Source organism: Borreliella californiensis, from assembly GCF_014205885.1.
In the GTDB taxonomy this organism is placed as follows: Bacteria; Spirochaetota; Spirochaetia; order Borreliales; family Borreliaceae; genus Borreliella; species Borreliella californiensis.
Map to the genome: position 1 here is coordinate 84317 of NZ_JACHFB010000002.1, position 17393 is coordinate 101709.

Consider the following 17393-nt stretch of genomic DNA (forward strand, 5'->3'; position numbering starts at 1 on the left):
TATTGGATTTAAGTAATTTAACTTTAACCAAAATTCAAGAATTAGTTTTAACTAGAAAATATAAAATTTATGATATTTTACTTGCTTATAAAAATAATTATGAATTAAATAAAGATATCAATGGATATATTGAATTTTTTGATGATTCTTTAGAGATTGCAAAAAAGTATGACGATTGTTTAAAAAATTGTGAATTAAAAGATTTGCCTTTAATTGGTATGCTTATTGCAGTTAAAGATAATATTTCAATTCAAGATAAATCTTTAACTTGCGCTTCTGAAATTTTAAAAGGCTATATTTCTCCTTATGATGCGACTGTAATTAAAAGGCTTAAGAAGAAAGGAGCAATTTTAATTGGCAGAACCAATATGGATGAATTTGCTATGGGATCTACTTGTGAATTTTCTTATTATGGTGCAACTTTAAATCCTTTAAATAGAGAATATGTTATAGGCGGTAGCTCTGGGGGCTCTGCAGCTGTAGTTGCAGCTTTTCAGGCACCTTTTTCGCTTGGTAGTGATACTGGGGGTTCTGTCAGACTTCCCGCATCTTTTTCAGGAATTTTGGGGTTTAAGCCTTCTTATGGAGGTCTTTCTCGCTATGGGCTTGCATCTTATGCTTCGTCTTTTGACCAAATAGGATTTTTTTCTCATTCTATTGAAGATATTGCTTTGATTTTAAGGCATACTTGTGGATCTGATAAAATGGATGCTACTAGCGTAGACATTTTTGATGATTTTTATCCTTTAAAAATTGAGTCGTTGCAAGGTAAAAATTTAGTTGTAATCAAAGAACTTGGCGAAGATTTAATGGATAAAAATGTTGCAAGTAGTTTTGCCAAATTTAAATTAGACCTTTTGTCAAAAGGTATTAATATAAAAGAAGTTTCAATAGAAGAGATTAATTTTATTTTATCAATTTATTATACAATTTCTCCTGTTGAAGCATCCTCCAATCTTTCTCGTTATACTGCGCTTTGTTATGGCAAAAGAATCCCTGAAAGCTTGAGTCTTAATGATTTTTATTTTAAACACAGGAGCAATTTTTTATCAGAAGAGGTTAAAAGGCGTATTGTTCTTGGAAATTATTTATTGTCAGAAGGGTACGATGTCAAATATTATGCAAAAGCTTGTGAAATTCTTCAAAATTTGATTATTCCTAAATTTAGCAAGCTTTTTGAAAGCTGTGATTTTATTATTACCCCAACAAGCTTTGTTAGGCCTTTTAGAATCGGTTTGGATTTTGATGATCCTGTTAAAATGTATTATTCAGATATTTGTACTGTAATTGCAAATCTTATTGGAGCTCCGGCTATTTCGCTTCCTTATTCTAAGGATGAGGAAGGATTGTCAATTGGAATGCAAATTATTGGGCGTAGCAAGAAGGATTTTGAACTTTTAAGTTTTTCAAAAAATGTGATTAGGGAATTAGGATTGAATGGAATATAAATTAGTTATTGGATTAGAAATTCATATTCAGTTAGGGTTAAAAACAAAGGCTTTTTGTGGATGTAAGAATGAGTTTGGAGGAGTTCCTAACTCTCGTGTTTGTCCAATTTGCCTTGGGCTTCCTGGCTCATTGCCAAGTGTGAATGTAGAGCTTATTAATAGTGCAATTTTAGCAGGGCATGCCACAAATTCAAAGATTAGAAATATTGTTAAATTTGATAGAAAGCATTACTATTATCCAGATTTGCCAAAAGGATATCAAATCTCGCAAAATGATAAGCCAATTTGTGAGGGGGGAAGCTTATTAATTGAATCCCCTTCTGGGCCCAAAAAGATTAACATTGTTAGAATTCATATGGAAGAAGATTCTGGCAAGAGCCTGCATTTGTTGGATAGTGAAAATCAAAGTTATCTTGATTTTAATCGTTCGGGCGCTCCTTTGCTTGAGATTGTTTCTGCCCCAGATATTAGCAGCGGGGACGAGGCAGTTGCTTTTCTAAGTTCTTTAAGAGAAATTTTTAGGTATCTTGATTTGTCTGAATGTAATATGGAGAATGGTTCTTTTAGATGTGATGTGAATGTTAATTTAATTGTTAAAGAGGATGGTTTTGAGCATAAAACTCCTATAGCTGAAATAAAGAATTTAAATTCTTTTAAATCTATTAAAGCTGCCATTGAATATGAAGAATTAAGGCAGCAACAGGAGTGGGTTCAATTTAGGAAAACTCTTGATATTTGCGGTAAGCACACTAGAGGATTTGATGATAAGAGTGGAGCAACAATTATTCAAAGAAATAAAGAGACAGTATCTGATTATCGATATTTTCAAGAACCCGATCTACCTTTAATAGAGATTGATGATTCTTATATTGATAATATTAAAAATTCAAAGTTAATTGAACTTCCATTTAATGCAAGAGCTAGACTTAAAGCCCAATATGGGCTTAGTGATTTTGATGTTATTACTTTAACAGCAGATAAGCACCTGCTTAAATATTTTGAAGAGGCTGTTATTAATGCAAGTGAGCCTAAAAAAGTAGTTAATTGGATATTGTCTGAAGTTTTAAGCGTTCTTAATGACAAAGGAATTAGTGTTCTTGAATTTAATTTGCTTCCAAGCCATATTACAGAGCTTGTTGAATTTATTGTTGCTGGCAAAATAAGTGGCAAAATGGCAAAAAGGGTGTTTTTAGAGATGATGACTAGAGGAGTTTCTGCTTCTGTTGTTATAAGTGAAAATCAATTAGAGCAAGTAAGTGATAAGTTTGTCATTAAACAGATTGTGCTTGAAGTTTTAGATGAAAATCCTAAATCAATTGAACTTTACAAAAAGGGTAAAGATCATGCTATCAAATTTATGATGGGGCAAATAATGAAAAAATCTTCAGGAAAGATTAATCCTATACTTGCAAATGAAATTCTTTTAGAAAGTTTATCAAATGTATAATATGCCTTTAGTAGACAATTTGCCAGTGATAAAAAGGGCAAGATTTTTTTATCTTTATGATATTTATGGTAAGAGATATTTGGATTTATATTTAAATGGTGGAAAAAATTTTTTAGGTTATAGGGTTCAAGGTTTAAATCGCCTTTTTAAACAAACTATGTCAAGGGGTTTGATATCTCCTTATCCTTCTGTTTTTAAAAATCAGTTTGTCAATTTGGTATTTACTTTTTTTAAAGAGGCAGGGTCTGTTTATATTTTTAAGCTAGAAAAAGATGCAAAAGAATTTTTATTATCTTTAACCGGTAAGGATAAATTTTTTATGCCTTGGGAAAAAGAAGAGGAAATATATGAGTTTAGAGTAGGATTTGAGAATATTAAGTATCCTATGATTTTCAATATTCCTTTGCCTGAGTTTATGTCTGTTAGCATTGTTGTTATGGACAACCTTTCTAGAAAAATAGAATTTAAAGATAATTTTGATGCTGTGACTTTATCTTTAGCCAGGCATACATTAAGCAAGCTTTTATTTTATAGGAAAAATATCGATTTTGATTTTAATTCTTTTGCCACACCTTTGTTTAGAGTAACTGATAGGTATATGTTTCCTCTTTATGATGCTTGTTATCATGCTGAAATTTTTAATGAATTTCTCAAATTTGGGTATTTAATTAGTCCAAATTTTAGCATTCCATCTATTGTTCCTTTGAAGTTTTCTAAAGGAGATCTGGATAATTTTAAAAAAGTTTGTTTTGCTCTTAAAAATAAGTTTATTGATGGACTTGACAGTGGTCCTTACAAATAATACAATGAATGAGATTTATGCATAAAATTATAGTAAGGGTAATGTGCTATTATGAATAAAATAACCAATAATGTTACGATTTGGATTAAGCCAAAGACTGTTGAAAAAAAATGGTATGTAATTGATGCAGCAGATAGAATTTTAGGTAAGGTTGCTGTGGATGTTGTTAAAATTTTAAGAGGCAAACATAAAGCCTATTATACTCCTCATCAAGATTTAGGTGACAATGTTATTATTATTAATGCTTCTAAGGTTAGGCTTACGGGGAAAAAATATCAACAAAAACTTTATTATAGGCATTCAAGATATCCGGGAGGTCTTTATTCTGATACTTTTAGAACATTGTCAGAGAGAAAGCCTTGTGCACCTCTTGAGATTGCTATTAAGGGCATGTTGCCAAAAGGTCCTTTGGGGCGCGATCTTTTTAGAAATTTAAAAGTCTTTCCTGGTTCAGAGCATACTCTTAAATCTCAAAATCCTATAAAGCTTGGAAGCTAATTTAGAGAGGTAAAATGAAAAAATCAAATTTTAGCAATGTTAATTTATCAATGGGAACTGGTAGGAGGAAATCTTCTGTTGCTAGAGTTTACATTAGAGAGGGTAGTGGCAATATCAAAGTAAATAATAGAGACTTTGACTCTTACATTCAGCTTGAAAATTTAAGAACAATGGCACTATCGCCTTTGGTTTTGACAAATACACTTGGAAAATATGATCTTTATATTAATGTTTATGGGGGAGGGATTTCAGGTCAATCGGGGGCAATAAGGCATGGTATTTCAAGGGCTCTTTTTGAACTTGATGAATCTAATAAGATGATTTTGAGATCTAATGGGTTTTTAACAAGGGATTCAAGGAAGGTTGAACGTAAAAAGTTTGGGCAGAAAAAAGCACGAAAAAGTTTTCAATTTTCCAAAAGATAATTTTATTTTTTTAGATATTTTACATTTTTATTTAATTAAAAAAAATCCCTTTACAGGGATTTAATTTATTTTTGTTTTATAGAATAAAAGACGTTTTTACCGTGGTATTCAGCAGTTGTTTCCAATTCTTCCTCTATTCTTATGAGTTGATTGTATTTTGCTATTCTGTCTGTTCTTGAGAGTGAGCCAGTTTTGATTTGTCCTGTTCCAAGAGCTACTACAAGATCAGCTATTGTTGTATCTTCTGTTTCTCCTGATCTGTGGGAGACTATTGCTGTATAACCTGCTTTTTTGGCCATTTCCACAGCTTCAAATGTTTCTGTTAGTGTCCCAATTTGATTGACCTTAATAAGGATTGAATTAGCAACTCCCATTTCAATTCCTTTTTTAAGAAACGAGGTATTTGTTACAAACAAATCATCTCCAACAAGTTGTATTTTGTTTCCAATTTTGTCTGTAAGTTTTTTCCATCCATCCCAATCTTCTTCGGCCATGCCATCTTCAATTGAAATAATTGGATATTTTTCTATCCACTTTGACCAATATTCAACCATTTGTTCGGAAGTAAGCTCTTCTTTTGTTGACCATTTAAGTACATATTTTTTTGTTTGTGGATCATAAAGCTCAGATGTTGCTGGATCAAGAGCTATTGCAATGTCTTTTTCAGGCTCATATCCCGCTTTCTTTATTGCCTCTATAATCACTTCACAAGCTTCTTCATTTGATTTTAAATTTGGAGCAAATCCTCCTTCATCTCCAACAGAAGTTGCATATCCTTTGCTACTTAGAATGCCCTTTAGCGTATGAAAAACCTCTGCTGCCATCTTTATTGCTTCACTAAAAGTTTTTGCTCCTACTGGCATTATCATGAACTCCTGAAAGTCAACAGAGTTATCAGAGTGAGCACCACCATTAATAATATTACACATAGGTGTAGGCAAAATGTTGGCTTTGTACGCTCCAAGATATTGATAAGGCTTGAGTCCAAGGTACTTTGCAGCAGCTTTGGCTGTAGCCATTGAAACTGCTAATATTGCATTAGCACCAAGTTTTTCTTTTGTAGGGGTGCCATCAAGTTCAAGCATTTTTCTGTCGATTGCAACCTGATTTAAGGCGCTCATACCCTCAAGTTCTGGGGCAATTATGTTTTTTATATTTTCAATTGCTTTTAAAACCCCTTTTCCCATATATACTGACTTATCTCCATCTCTAAGCTCAACAGCTTCGTTAATCCCTGTTGATGCACCTGATGGTACAGCAGCTCTTCCGTAAGTTCCATCTTCTAAAATGACATCAGCTTCAACTGTTGGATTCCCTCTAGAATCAATAATTTGTCTGGCTTTGATCTCATAAATGTGAAAACCCATTTTTTATACTCCTCGTATTATTTACTTTAATGTATGTTTTTAGTATAATGTTAAAGAGTTTAAATGTGTAGTATTTTGCCAAAAGAATTATTATTGTGAGTATTGCGTATAATCGATGAAAGAAAGGTGTTTGTATTTATTGGTTTTTGTAGCTTTGTGTGTTAACAATCTTTTTTCAGATGATTATTTAATTTATGATTTTGATTTAAGTTTAAATGAATTTCTAGAAGTTTCAACAAGAAAAGACAATCTTGAGCCTATGGTTGATTCCAATCGTATATTATTATTTTATCCTTCCAATAAGGAAATTAGAAAAATTTTTGCTGCCTTTGACTTTGATCAGTATTCTAAGAAATATTTATACAAAAAAAATGAGCATGGAGTTTTTTTTGTTAAAGTCAAGATTCCTCATGGTACAAGTAATATAAAATATAGGCTTATTGTAGACGGTGTTTGGACTAATGATGAGTATAATAAAAATGTAGTTTATAATGAGGATTTAATCCCATTTTCTAAAATTGAGGTTGCTAAGGAGAAGTCCAGTTATATTTCTTTGAGAAATCCAATACAATCATATGATAGCAATGAAATTGAAATTTTTTATATAGGTCGTCCCGGACAAATAGTTACAATAGCTGGTAGTTTTAATAATTTTAATCCTTTTTTAAATAGGCTTATTGAGAAAGAAGACAATAAGGGAATTTATACTATTAAGCTTAAAAATTTACCCAAAGATAGAATTTACTATTATTTTGTTGATTCTGGTAACAAAGTAATAGATAAAAATAATGTTAATAGAATTAACTTATACTTTGTTGAGGGAATTGATAATAAAATTGATTTTGAAGTTTCCTACTTTGACCATAAGTAACTTTTAAATTATTTAATTATTCATCTCATCAAAAAGGTATTTAGATACAAAGTGATCTTTTTCTACTTCTTCAAGTTTTGGGTGTACTTGTGTTGATAAATGAATTTTCCTAATGTTTGCTAGAGTTTGTTCGTCCAGTTTTATATTTTTATTTTTTCTTTTTTCAGGGTTGATTTCAGGAATTGATGCTATAAGCATTTTAGTATATGGATGAATTGGGTTTGAAAATAGCGTTTCTCTGGGTGCAAGTTCTAGGATAACTCCAAGGTACATTACAGCAATTTTATCACTCATATATTTTACTACAGCAAGGTCATGAGAAATAAATAAATAAGACAAATTGAATTCTTTTTGCAGAGTTTTTAGCAGATTTAAAATTTGAGCTCTAATTGATACATCAAGTGCAGAAACGGCTTCGTCTAAAAGTAAAAGTTTGGGATTTAAAGCTAGTGCTCTAGCAATTCCTATTCTTTGTCTTTGTCCTCCTGAAAATTCATGAGGATATCTGGTTAACATACTTTTATGTAATCCGACAATATCTGTTAGTTCGTTTACCCTTTGTTCTATTTCTTGCTTTGTTTTTGGAAGGATTTTGTTTTCATTGTATATTTCTAGTGGTTCTGCTATTATTTCCTTTATTGTCATTCTTGGATCAAGCGAAGTATGAGGATCTTGAAATACCATTTGCATATCTTTTTTTGTTTTTAAGAGTTCTTTTTTTGAAAGTTTAGTTATGTTTTTTTCGTTAAAGTAAATATTTCCAGAAGTTGGGGTATAAAGCTGCATTATTGATCGAAGAGTAGTAGATTTGCCGCAGCCAGATTCTCCTACGAGTCCTAAAGTTTTATTTTTTTCAACTTCAAAGCTAACATTGTTTACTGCATTTACTTTTTGTTTGTTTTTCCAAAATAAAAAATCTTCTCCTGTTGTGAATGTTTGCATTAAGTTTTCTACTTTAAGAATTATTTCTTTTTTACTGCTCATTTTTAAAACTCCTCAGCACTGGTTTTTGTGATCTTAATAGGGTTTTCTTTTATTGAATAAAGCTTTTTATTTGGATCGTGTTCTAGTGTAAGAATTGATTTTAAAAGTCCAATGGTGTAAGGGTGTTTAGGATTATTAAATATTTCCTCTACTGTTCCCTCTTCTACAATTTTTCCTTGATACATTACAGATACTGTATCACAAATTTCAGCAACAACTGCAAGATCATGAGTTATAAATATGGTAGAAGTATTGAATTTTTTAGATAGGTTTTTGATTAATAATAATATTTGCTCTTGGATTGTAACATCAAGGGCTGTTGTTGGTTCATCTGCTATTAGTAAGGACGGATGACAGCTAAGGGCCATGGCAATCATAACTCTTTGTCTCATTCCTCCGGAAAATTGATGCGGAAAATGTTTTATTCTCTCTTCTGCGTTTACAACACCAACAGTTTTTAGCATTTCTATTGCTTTTTCTTTGGCTTCTTTTTTTCCTAATCCTTGGTGCAAGATTATTGTTTCTTCAAGTTGAGTTGATATTCTTAAAAATGGATTTAATGAAGTCATTGGGTCTTGGAATATCATTGATATTTTATTACCTCTGATTTTTAAAAGTTCTTTTTCGCTAAGTTTTAGCAGATCTTGATTTTCAAACAGTATTTCTCCACTTTTATATACTGTTGTAAGTTCTGGTAATAATTTTAAAATAGCCATACTTGTTACTGATTTTCCACTTCCAGATTCTCCAACAATAGCTCTAATTTCTCCTCTTTTTACAGATAGGTTGATATTGCTTACGGGATGAATTGTTGTATGTTTTAATCTAAATTCAATTGTTAAATTTTTTATTTCCAATATATTTTCTTTTTCCATTCAATTTCTCCCTAGATACTGTCTTTTGGATCAAAAGCATCCCTTAGCCCATCACCTAAAAAGTTCATAAATAATAAAAATATTGTCATAACTATCGCTGGAATAAAAACTTTCCATGGATATTCAATAAATGTAGCGATTCCATTTTGAACTAATTCTCCCCAGCTTGTCATTGGGGCTGAAATTCCAAGTCCCAAAAAGGATAAAAATGCTTCAGCCATAATAAAGCTTGGAACCCTTATTGTTGTGAATATAACTATCATTCCAATGCTATTGGGAATTAAGTGTTTTAAGATTATTCTTTGATTTGTTGCGCCAAGGGTTTTGGCTGCTTGTATAAATTCTGAGCTTGATAGTGATTGTACTTGGCCTCGTACAACTCGAGCTACCGTTAACCACGATACAAATGCAAGTGCTATGAATAATCCTATTATACTTCTTTCCATTATTGCCATTAGTATTATTACAATAAGTAAATAGGGTAATACATAAAGAATTTCGATTGTTTTAGTTATTATTTTGTCAGGCAATCCCCCAAAAAATCCTGCTATTGATCCTAGAATAGTTCCTATTATCATAGACAAAAAAGCCCCAATAAATCCTACAGAAAGAGAAATTTGACTGCCTTGTATTAATCTTGCAAGCAAATCTCTTCCAAGATTGTCTGTACCAAGCAAATATACTCTTTTATGTATTTTTACTTTCTTTTTATCTATTATTTGAACTTCATTTTCTATTTTTCTTTTTATGTCTTCGAGTTTTTTTAGTTCTTCTTCATTTATTTCTCTTTTTTCTTTTTTTGCTAATTTTTCAATAAATTTTTTTTCTTTATTGTACCAGAGTTCTCCAGCAGCCTGGAAAGATGGTGGCAAATCGGAATGCTCTACTATTTGAGTATGGTATTTATATATTGGTAATATTGGTTGTAGAATGGCAATTAAGATATAAAATCCAATTACAAAAAGACTGCCAAATGCCAGTTTATTTTCTTTAAATCTTGACCAGGCTCTTCTTTCGAGTTTAGAGTTGTTTTGCTCATTTTGTTTTTCAAGGCTATTCATTTTGATTCCCCCTTATACTCTTGGATCTAACATTTTATATATAATGTCTGATATTAATATAGAAATAAGTAGTATTACTGAATATACTAATAATCCTCCCATCAATACTGGGTAATCTCTGTTTAGTGCGGATTCTGTTATAAACATTCCCATTCCAGCAATTCTAAATATTTTTTCAATAACTACGCTTCCAGATATTATAGCAGCAAATGCTGGCCCTATATAGCTTACTACGGGCAGCATTGCTCCTCTTAACATGTGCTTTATAACTATCTTTTTGAAGCTTAGCCCTTTTGCACGTGCAGTTCTTATAAAGTCACTCTGTATTATTTCTAGCATTGATCCTCTGATTATTCTTGCGAAAATAGCCACATTGGGCATACTAAGAGTTATTATGGGTAGAATTAAATTTGAAAATCCTCCTCTTTCTGTAATCCATCCAGAGGTGTAAAGCAAACCCCATTTAATTGCAAAAAAGTATTGTAAAATTGGTCCTATTACAAATAATGGTATGGAAATCCCTAATATTGCTATTGATGTTATTATGTAATCCACATAAGTATTTTTATAAATAGCAGCTAATATGCCTATTGGTATTCCTATTGATAGTGATATAATAAGGGATATTACTCCTAGTGTAAGTGATTTTGGAAATCCTAATTTTATGTATTGATTAACTGTAAGGTCTTTCTTTTTTAAAGAAGGTCCCAGATCTCCTTTGAGAGCATTTGAAATATAATGAAAAGCTTGAATATAAAAAGGTTTGTCAAGATGATATTTTTCCATCAGTCTTGCTTTTACTTGAGGATCAATGGGTTTTTCAGAATCAAATGGACTTCCAGGAGCCATTCTCATTACAAAAAAGCATAGAAAAATTATTACTAGTAAAGTTGGTATCATTCCTATTATTTTTTTTAAAGTAAACTTTAACATTTTTGCTCCTTTGTGAATAGATATTGGCAACATTATGTATTAGTCAATTATATCATATAGTCTTTATTGTTTTTCAAGCTGTAGTTGATAATTTTTGATAAAATAAGAGACTTTTTGTATTAAAATTAATAATTTAATTTTCAATAAAATGTATTTTTTTATTTTTAATTTTTTATTTAAAATTTTATTATCTTGTTTTGAGAAGAATTTTTTTGTGCAAGATTCTAAGTAAAATTATCATAGAATCTTGCACATTATTTATGTATTTTATTTTAAACAAAGCTATTATCTTAGGATTTGGGCTTTGCTTTTATATTGGGCTTAAATATTGTTTTTATATATATTAAGCCCTTTTAAAAATTAATTATGTTTTGCATTTTTAATTGGTTTTAGTTCAGAAAGATAATAAACCTCTGATACATTAGGACTCCATCCAGTCCATTTATCGTTTCTAAAAAGATAGTGTCCAGAATATATGTATATTGGTGCGGCAGGAAAATCTTTTTCAATTATTATTGATTCTGCTTTTCTGAGTAATTGTTTTCTTTTTATAGGATCTTTTTCAAAATCTGATTCTCTGATGAGTTTGTCAAATTCTAGGTTTGAATATCCGTAGGATGCAAGTTGTGAATTTTCGCTTGTGAATATAGTAAAGTATGTGTGTGGATCTAAATATTCCCCAATGCGGCCAATTCTTATTATTTCAAAATTGCCTGTATTTCTGCTATTGGTAAGAACAGGCCAATTTTCGTTAGTAAGCATAAGAGTTATATTTAGAATTTTTTTCCATTGGTTTTGAATAAATGCGGCAATTTTTTTATGAGTTTCGTTTGTATTATATTTTAGTGTTAGCATTGGAAATCCTTTTCCATTAGGATATCCAGCTTTTGCTAAAAGCCTTTTGGATTTTTCAGGATCAAATAAAGCTAATTTTTTACCGTAATTGTAATTTTCAAGATCAGGGGTTATTTCTCTTGTAGGAACTGTACCATCATTTAGTACCTTGTAAGTTAAAGTTTCTCTGTCAATAGCTAGCGTTAAAGCTTCTCTAACTCTAACATCATCAAGGGGTTTTATTTTTGTATTAAATGAGTATAAATAAATTGCATTACTTTTGTGTTGATAATAGTCATTTTGTAGTTTTATTTCATTTACAATGTCCGGTGGGATGCTGTTAAAAATAGCATCGATTTCGTTGTTTTTGTACATATTGTATACAGTCAGATCATTGTCAGATGTAATGTAGACAAGCTCATCAAGCTCTACTTCTTTTGCATTATAATAGCGTTCGTTTTTTTCAAATATAATTTTTTCATTAGGTAATCTTTTTTTTAATTTAAAAGGACCACTAGTAACCATGTTTTCAGGGTTTGTCCAATTTCCCTTATATTTTTCAATAACGTGAATAGGTACTGGCATGAATGTGTGATGTAGAAGTAATTCAAGAAAATAGGGCTTTGGAGATGTAAGTGTTATTTCCAATGTTTTGCTATCAATTGCCTTAATTCCAAGTTCAGAATCAGATACTTTTCCATCAAAATACTCTTGTCCATTTTTTATTATTGATTTAAGCATGTCAACATGCGTAGATCCTGTTGTTTTATTTAAAATTCTTAAAAAAGATTTTCTTATCCCTTCAGCAGTAATTTCAACACCATCGCTCCAAACAAGGTTATCTCTTAGATAAAATTGGTATGTTTTTTTATCTTTTGAGGCTTCCCAATTTTTAGCAAGTCCTGGCTTTAGCTTTCCCGTTTTGGTATTTAATGTTAAAAGCCCTGTGAATATTTGTTCTAGTATTCTTGCTCCGATTGTCTCATCTACCAAATGCGGGTCAAGCGATGAAGGTGCTCCTCCTATATACACTTTAAATGCCAATTTTTCTTTTTCTGAATTATTATTGCATGCAATTAAAGACACTAAAAGTATAAGTAGTGTTACTATTTTAATTTTTTTACCGATTTTTTTAGTTTTATTAAAGTTCATTTTAACCTTTTTCCCAAATGAAAATTATTTATAAGTTTTAAGCTATCTTGTTTTTAGAAAAAAGTCAATAAAAATCGTCTATAAGAAATAAATTAATAGACGATTTTTATTTGATTAAATTAGATATTAATTATTTATTTTTTAATTTTAGTTGAGAGAAATCAAATCTTTCTGAAATATTAGTATTCCAGCCTGTCCATTTGTCATTTCTGAAAAGGTAACTATTTCCATATATGTATATTGGGGCTATTGGAAAATCTTTTTCAATGATTATCTCTTCTGCTTGTCTTAGGATGTCTTGTCTTTTTATTGGATCAAGTTCAAGATCGGATTTTTTAATAAGTTCGTTGTATTCTGGATTTGAGTAATTGTGAGATGAGAATTGTGTGTATCCTTGTGTGAATATACTTAAAAATGTCAAAGGATCGGCATAATCGCCTATCCATCCTGCTCTTGCTATTTCATAATTTCCACTTGCCTTAGTGTTTAAGTATGTTGTCCATTCTTCGTTTTCAAGTTCCACATTAATATTTAGAATTTTTTTCCATTGGTCTTGAATAAATTCACAAATTTTTTTATGAGTTTCGCTTGTATTATATTTCAATTTTAAAATTGGAAATCCATCACCATTAGGATATCCAGCTTCAGCTAGAAGGGTTTTTGAAATTTCAGGATTAAATAATTCTAAATTTTTTGTGTAAGTATATGAACTAAAGTTAGGAGTTGCTCTTCTTGTAGGGGTACTTCCATTGTCAAGAACTTTATATGTAAGCGTTTCTCTGTCAATAGCAAGAGTTAAGGCTTTTCTAATTTTAACGTTGTCAAGTGGTTTAATATGTGTATTGAATGCGTAAAAGTATAAGGCATTAACAGCTGATGAGTAATAATCGCTTCTTAATTTTAGATCTTTGATTAAATCAGGTGGCAAGGAACCAAAGATTGCATCTAGTTCTTCATTTTCATACATTTTATATGCTGTTGAGCTGTCATTTGTTGTATAAAATGTAATTTCTTCTACTTCTACTTTATTTGAGTTGTAGTACTTATCGTTTTTTTCAAAGACATATTTTTCGTTAGGAATTCTTTCTTTTAATTTAAAAGGACCGCTTGTAACTATGTTCTTAGGGCTTATCCATTCTTGTCCGTATTTTTCAGTAATATGAATTGGTATTGGAATAAATGATTGGTGTACTAACATATCAATAAAATAAGGTTTTGGCGAATCTAGTGTTATTTCTAATGTTTTTTCGTTAATTGCCTTAATCCCAAGTTCAGAGTCAGGCACCTCACCATCAAAATATTTTTGACCATTTTTAATTGCTGATTTAACCATTTCAGCATAATTTGAGCCAGTTTCTTTATTTAAAATTCTAAGATAAGATTTTCTAATTCCTTCTGCAGTGATTGGAACTCCGTCACTCCAAGTGATTTTTTCTCTTAGGTTAAACGTATAAACTGTTCCGTCAGGAGAGATATCCCAGCTTTTTGCAAGTCCAGGTTTGTTTCCTCCTGTATCAGGATCTCCTGTAACAAGTCCTTTAAACATTGTGTCTATCATTTTTGATCCGACATTATCGTCTGCTAGTTGAGGGTCAAGACTGCTTGGCTCTGATCCCAAGCTTATTTTAAATGATACTCCTTCTTTTTTTTCCTTGTTACAACAAAGAAAAGCTAGAAAAAATATTATTAAAAATAATGACTTTTGTAATTTCATAAATTTTTATACCTCCATTTTAAAGTTTGCTTTAAAATTTAATTTTATAATTACCCTTTCATAGATATTAATTTTAAATCTTAATTTTAAAATTACTTATTTTATTTGATTTTATTATTTTTTAGTTTTAATATCTTCATATAAATAGCTTTCTGCAATATTTGGTACCCACCCCGTCCATTTATCATTTCTAAAAAGGTAATGGGATTTGGGTATATATAAGGGTGTCATAGGAAAATCTTTTTCTACTATTATCTCTTCTGCTTGTCTTAAAATGTCTTGTCTTTTTATTGGATCAAGTTCAAAATTGGATTTTTTTATTAAAGCATCATACTCTTTATTTGAATATTTGTATGCTCCGAAAAAATGATTTTCTGTTGTAAATAAGCTGTCTAAGAATGTTAAAGGATCAAAATAGTCTCCTATCCATCCCACGCTTGACATTTGGTAATTTCCAGTTCTTCTGCTTCCTAAAAATGTTGTCCATTCTTCATTTTCGATTTCTAAGTTAATGTTTAGTATTTTTTTAAATTGTTCTTGTAAGAATTCTGCTGTTGTTGGCATTCCTCCTGAGATTTTATATTTTAATGTGGGAAATCCTTTCCCATCCGGATATCCAGCTTCAGCTAAAAGTTTTTTTGCATTCTCAGGATCAAATAGTATTAAATTTTTTCCATAAGAATAATCATCAAATTTTGGAGTTAGGTTTCTTGTTGGATCTGAGCTTCCTTTTAAAACTACTTTAGTTAAAGTTTCTCTGTCAATAGCAAGGGAGATAGCTTGTCTAACTTTTAAATTGTCCAATGGTTTTTTTGTTGTATTGAATGCTATATATGCCATTCCGTTTTTTAATCCGGAGTAATAATCATCTCTTATTTTAATTTCTTCTAAATTATTTTTTTCTGCTCCTTGTAGAAAATCGATTTCACCGTTTATGTACATATTGTAAGCTACACTACCTTCTGTTGGGTAAAATATTACTTCATCAATTTCTACATTGTTTGCATTATAATATTTATCATTTTTTTCTATTACGATTTTATCGTTAATTGATCTTTCTTTAAGTTTGTATGCACCACTAACAACCATATTTTCAGGATTTGTCCAATTTTCTCCATATTTTTCAACAATATGCATTGGAACTGGTATGTATGCTGTGTTTGTTAGCATATCAGGAAAATAAGGCTTTGGAGATGTCAATGTTATCTCTAGGGTTTTGCTGTCAATAGCTTTTATGCCAAGCTCAGATTCAGGTACTGTCTCATCAAAATATTCTTGTGCGTTTTTTATTGTAGATTTTAGTAAATTAGCATACATTGCAGCTGTTTTTTTATTTAAAATTCTTAGATAGGATTTTTTTATCTCCTCAGCAGTAATGGCAATTCCATCGCTCCAAACCACATCTTCTCTTAGGTTAAATGTGTAAACAATTCCATCATCAGAAATATTCCAACTTTTTGCAAGTCCTGGTTTATATTTTCCAGTTTGAGAATCTTTTACTGCTAGGCCTAAGAATAAGTTTGTAATAATATTGCTACCGTAAAGGTCTGTTGAGAGCTGAGGATCAAGTGATGATGGCTCGCTTAAGTTTGATACTCTGAAAACTATTTTTTCTTTTTTAGTATTATTAATACATGCTATTAAAGAGAAAATTATTAGCATTAAGGCTATTTTTGTATATTTCATGGGATTTTCCTTTTTCAATATTTTATGTATTTTCTGTTCTCATTCTTTATTAATCTTTTTAATAAAGAATATTTATTTTGCTTTAATTTTAAATATATATGCCTCCAGTACTTTGATTTGTCTTATGTTAAAATTTTACTTTAATTTTTACAATAAAAAAAGTCTAATAACCTTAATAGTTTTAGTGTTATTTGTTTATTGTTTCAAGCTAAAATTTTACTTTAATTTGTGTAACAAATAAGGTATAATGGTGTGAAATGTTTTCAAAAATGTATGCTTGTTTAATATTAGTTATTTATTGTTAGTCTTATAAGTTTTTTGTTTGCAGTAAATAAAATAATGTAACTAATGGTTAAGTGGCAACATAGAATTCTTTAAAGGGTGCTGGTTTTATGTTTGTACAAAATGAAAGTTTTGATAAATATTTTAAAGACATGGAAAGTGACTTTGTAAGTCAATTTAAGTCTGTTGAAAATGTTAATTATTTGGATAAATCTTATCGAAATGCAGATTTTAATAGTAGAAGATTAGTAGATAGAATGATAGAGAGACTTCTTGAGAGTGGATCTACCATTGTTGGCATGCAAAATATTTTAGAACTTTACCAAAAGACTAAATCTGGCAAGTCTTCAATTATATTAATGGAGCATTATAGTAATTTTGATTTTCCTTGTTTTCAGTTTTTGCTTTACAAAATGGGTTATCATGATATTGCAGATCATATTATCCCAATAGCTGGAGTTAAGCTTTTCAGAGATAATTTATTTGTTAAAACTCTTTCTTTGGGATACAATGCAATATTAGTGTATCCACCGCACGCATTTGTTGGGGTTGGTTTAGAACATGCGAGGCAAAGGCGTGTTTTTAATGCTAATTCTATGAAGTATATTTATGAAAAGAAAAATAGTGGGTACATCATACTTATTTTTCCTACTGCTACTAGGTATAGAAAAGGGAGGCCTGAAACAAAAAAAATAATTTTAGAAATTGGCAATTATTTTAAAATTTTTGATTATTATTTGATGATTGGAGTCAATGGTAATGTTTTAGAAGTTTCTAAGGATGGAGATATGTCTCACGATGTTTTTAAGAGAGACTCTCTTATATATAATGCTGATAAGGTTATAAGCATTGTTGAGTATAGGGATAAAATTTTAAACACTTTAAAAGATTCTCAGACAGAGATTAAAAAGGAAGTTTTGGGTTTAAAAATTGCCAAAGATTTAGAAAATCGCTTTAATATTCTTCATGCAGAAGGGTTTGAATTTTATAAAAAGAGCCTTTTATGAGCTAGGA

At 30.3% G+C, this 17393-nt stretch carries 15 protein-coding genes; 7 read left to right on the top strand and 8 right to left on the bottom strand.

Annotated features, from left to right (window positions below; genetic code table 11):
• Positions 1 to 2 precede the first annotated feature (2 nt).
• From gatA to rpsI, 5 genes are read left to right on the top strand one after another with little or no spacing between them, the layout of a single operon-like run.
• Positions 3 to 1448 (top strand): Asp-tRNA(Asn)/Glu-tRNA(Gln) amidotransferase subunit GatA, encoded by a 1446-nt coding sequence (gatA, locus tag HNP67_RS02565; RefSeq protein ID WP_184124675.1) that lies wholly within the window; start codon positions 3 to 5, stop codon positions 1446 to 1448.
• The gene (gene gatB / locus HNP67_RS02570; protein WP_184124677.1) at positions 1438 to 2895 is read left to right on the top strand and encodes an Asp-tRNA(Asn)/Glu-tRNA(Gln) amidotransferase subunit GatB; all 1458 of its coding nucleotides are present in this window, start codon (positions 1438 to 1440) and stop codon (positions 2893 to 2895) included. Before gatA ends, gatB begins: the two co-directional genes overlap by 11 nt.
• The gene (locus HNP67_RS02575) at positions 2888 to 3697 is read left to right on the top strand and encodes a hypothetical protein (RefSeq protein WP_184124679.1); all 810 of its coding nucleotides are present in this window, start codon (positions 2888 to 2890) and stop codon (positions 3695 to 3697) included. The genes gatB and HNP67_RS02575 overlap by 8 nt, the downstream gene beginning before the upstream one ends.
• A 51-nt stretch (positions 3698 to 3748) precedes the next feature.
• Positions 3749 to 4195, top strand: coding sequence for a 50S ribosomal protein L13 (rplM, locus tag HNP67_RS02580; protein ID WP_184124681.1), 447 nt, complete (start codon positions 3749 to 3751; stop codon positions 4193 to 4195).
• Positions 4196 to 4209: 14 nt separating this feature from the next.
• Entirely contained in the window at positions 4210 to 4620 is a 411-nt protein-coding gene (gene rpsI, locus HNP67_RS02585) for a 30S ribosomal protein S9 (protein ID WP_004790427.1), read from the top strand.
• Positions 4621 to 4685: 65 nt separating this feature from the next.
• Here rpsI and eno read toward each other — a convergent pair whose 3' ends face one another.
• Entirely contained in the window at positions 4686 to 5987 is a 1302-nt protein-coding gene (gene eno / locus HNP67_RS02590; RefSeq protein ID WP_184124683.1) for a phosphopyruvate hydratase, read from the bottom strand.
• A 139-nt stretch (positions 5988 to 6126) separates the two neighbouring features.
• Here eno and HNP67_RS02595 point away from each other — a divergent pair, with 139 nt between their 5' ends.
• Positions 6127 to 6858 (top strand): early set domain-containing protein, encoded by a 732-nt coding sequence (locus HNP67_RS02595; RefSeq protein ID WP_184125260.1) that lies wholly within the window; start codon positions 6127 to 6129, stop codon positions 6856 to 6858.
• A 12-nt stretch (positions 6859 to 6870) separates the two neighbouring features.
• On the opposite strand, the gene HNP67_RS02600 is transcribed toward HNP67_RS02595, so the two are convergent.
• The 7 genes from HNP67_RS02600 to HNP67_RS02630 form a co-directional block, all read right to left on the bottom strand.
• Positions 6871 to 7842 carry an ATP-binding cassette domain-containing protein gene (locus HNP67_RS02600; protein WP_184124685.1) on the bottom strand — a complete coding sequence of 324 codons (972 nt, stop codon included), beginning with the start codon at positions 7840 to 7842 and terminating at the stop codon, positions 6871 to 6873.
• Between the two features lie 2 nt (positions 7843 to 7844).
• Complete coding sequence (locus HNP67_RS02605; RefSeq protein ID WP_184124687.1) at positions 7845 to 8717, bottom strand: ABC transporter ATP-binding protein; 873 nt, start codon at positions 8715 to 8717, stop codon at positions 7845 to 7847.
• An 11-nt stretch (positions 8718 to 8728) separates the two neighbouring features.
• The gene (locus tag HNP67_RS02610) at positions 8729 to 9778 is read right to left on the bottom strand and encodes an ABC transporter permease subunit (protein ID WP_184124689.1); all 1050 of its coding nucleotides are present in this window, start codon (positions 9776 to 9778) and stop codon (positions 8729 to 8731) included.
• 12 nt (positions 9779 to 9790) lie between these two features.
• Positions 9791 to 10711 (bottom strand): ABC transporter permease, encoded by a 921-nt coding sequence (locus HNP67_RS02615; RefSeq protein WP_184124691.1) that lies wholly within the window; start codon positions 10709 to 10711, stop codon positions 9791 to 9793.
• Positions 10712 to 11071: 360 nt separating this feature from the next.
• Positions 11072 to 12697: a peptide ABC transporter substrate-binding protein gene (locus HNP67_RS02620; RefSeq protein ID WP_184124693.1), complete on the bottom strand. Its 1626-nt coding sequence runs from the start codon at positions 12695 to 12697 to the stop codon at positions 11072 to 11074.
• 130 nt (positions 12698 to 12827) lie between these two features.
• Positions 12828 to 14411 carry a peptide ABC transporter substrate-binding protein gene (locus tag HNP67_RS02625; protein ID WP_184124696.1) on the bottom strand — a complete coding sequence of 528 codons (1584 nt, stop codon included), beginning with the start codon at positions 14409 to 14411 and terminating at the stop codon, positions 12828 to 12830.
• 114 nt (positions 14412 to 14525) lie between these two features.
• The gene (locus HNP67_RS02630; RefSeq protein ID WP_184124698.1) at positions 14526 to 16097 is read right to left on the bottom strand and encodes a peptide ABC transporter substrate-binding protein; all 1572 of its coding nucleotides are present in this window, start codon (positions 16095 to 16097) and stop codon (positions 14526 to 14528) included.
• 392 nt (positions 16098 to 16489) lie between these two features.
• Here HNP67_RS02630 and HNP67_RS02635 point away from each other — a divergent pair, with 392 nt between their 5' ends.
• Entirely contained in the window at positions 16490 to 17386 is an 897-nt protein-coding gene (locus HNP67_RS02635; protein ID WP_184124700.1) for a 1-acyl-sn-glycerol-3-phosphate acyltransferase, read from the top strand.
• Positions 17387 to 17393: the final 7 nt, after the last annotated feature.

Excerpts from the sequence above, each read along its gene's own strand:
- eno (WP_184124683.1), bottom strand. The coding sequence starts at position 5,987 with ATGGGTTTTCACATTTATGAGATCAAAGCCAGACAAATTATTGATTCT.
- HNP67_RS02630 (WP_184124698.1), bottom strand. The coding sequence starts at position 16,097 with ATGAAATATACAAAAATAGCCTTAATGCTAATAATTTTCTCTTTAATA.
- HNP67_RS02625 (WP_184124696.1), bottom strand. The coding sequence starts at position 14,411 with ATGAAATTACAAAAGTCATTATTTTTAATAATATTTTTTCTAGCTTTT.
- rpsI (WP_004790427.1), top strand. The coding sequence starts at position 4,210 with ATGAAAAAATCAAATTTTAGCAATGTTAATTTATCAATGGGAACTGGT.
- HNP67_RS02635 (WP_184124700.1), top strand. The coding sequence starts at position 16,490 with ATGTTTGTACAAAATGAAAGTTTTGATAAATATTTTAAAGACATGGAA.
- HNP67_RS02610 (WP_184124689.1), bottom strand. The coding sequence starts at position 9,778 with ATGAATAGCCTTGAAAAACAAAATGAGCAAAACAACTCTAAACTCGAA.
- rplM (WP_184124681.1), top strand. The coding sequence starts at position 3,749 with ATGAATAAAATAACCAATAATGTTACGATTTGGATTAAGCCAAAGACT.
- HNP67_RS02615 (WP_184124691.1), bottom strand. The coding sequence starts at position 10,711 with ATGTTAAAGTTTACTTTAAAAAAAATAATAGGAATGATACCAACTTTA.
- HNP67_RS02600 (WP_184124685.1), bottom strand. The coding sequence starts at position 7,842 with ATGAGCAGTAAAAAAGAAATAATTCTTAAAGTAGAAAACTTAATGCAA.
- HNP67_RS02620 (WP_184124693.1), bottom strand. The coding sequence starts at position 12,697 with ATGAACTTTAATAAAACTAAAAAAATCGGTAAAAAAATTAAAATAGTA.
- HNP67_RS02605 (WP_184124687.1), bottom strand. The coding sequence starts at position 8,717 with ATGGAAAAAGAAAATATATTGGAAATAAAAAATTTAACAATTGAATTT.
- gatB (WP_184124677.1), top strand. The coding sequence starts at position 1,438 with ATGGAATATAAATTAGTTATTGGATTAGAAATTCATATTCAGTTAGGG.
- HNP67_RS02575 (WP_184124679.1), top strand. The coding sequence starts at position 2,888 with ATGTATAATATGCCTTTAGTAGACAATTTGCCAGTGATAAAAAGGGCA.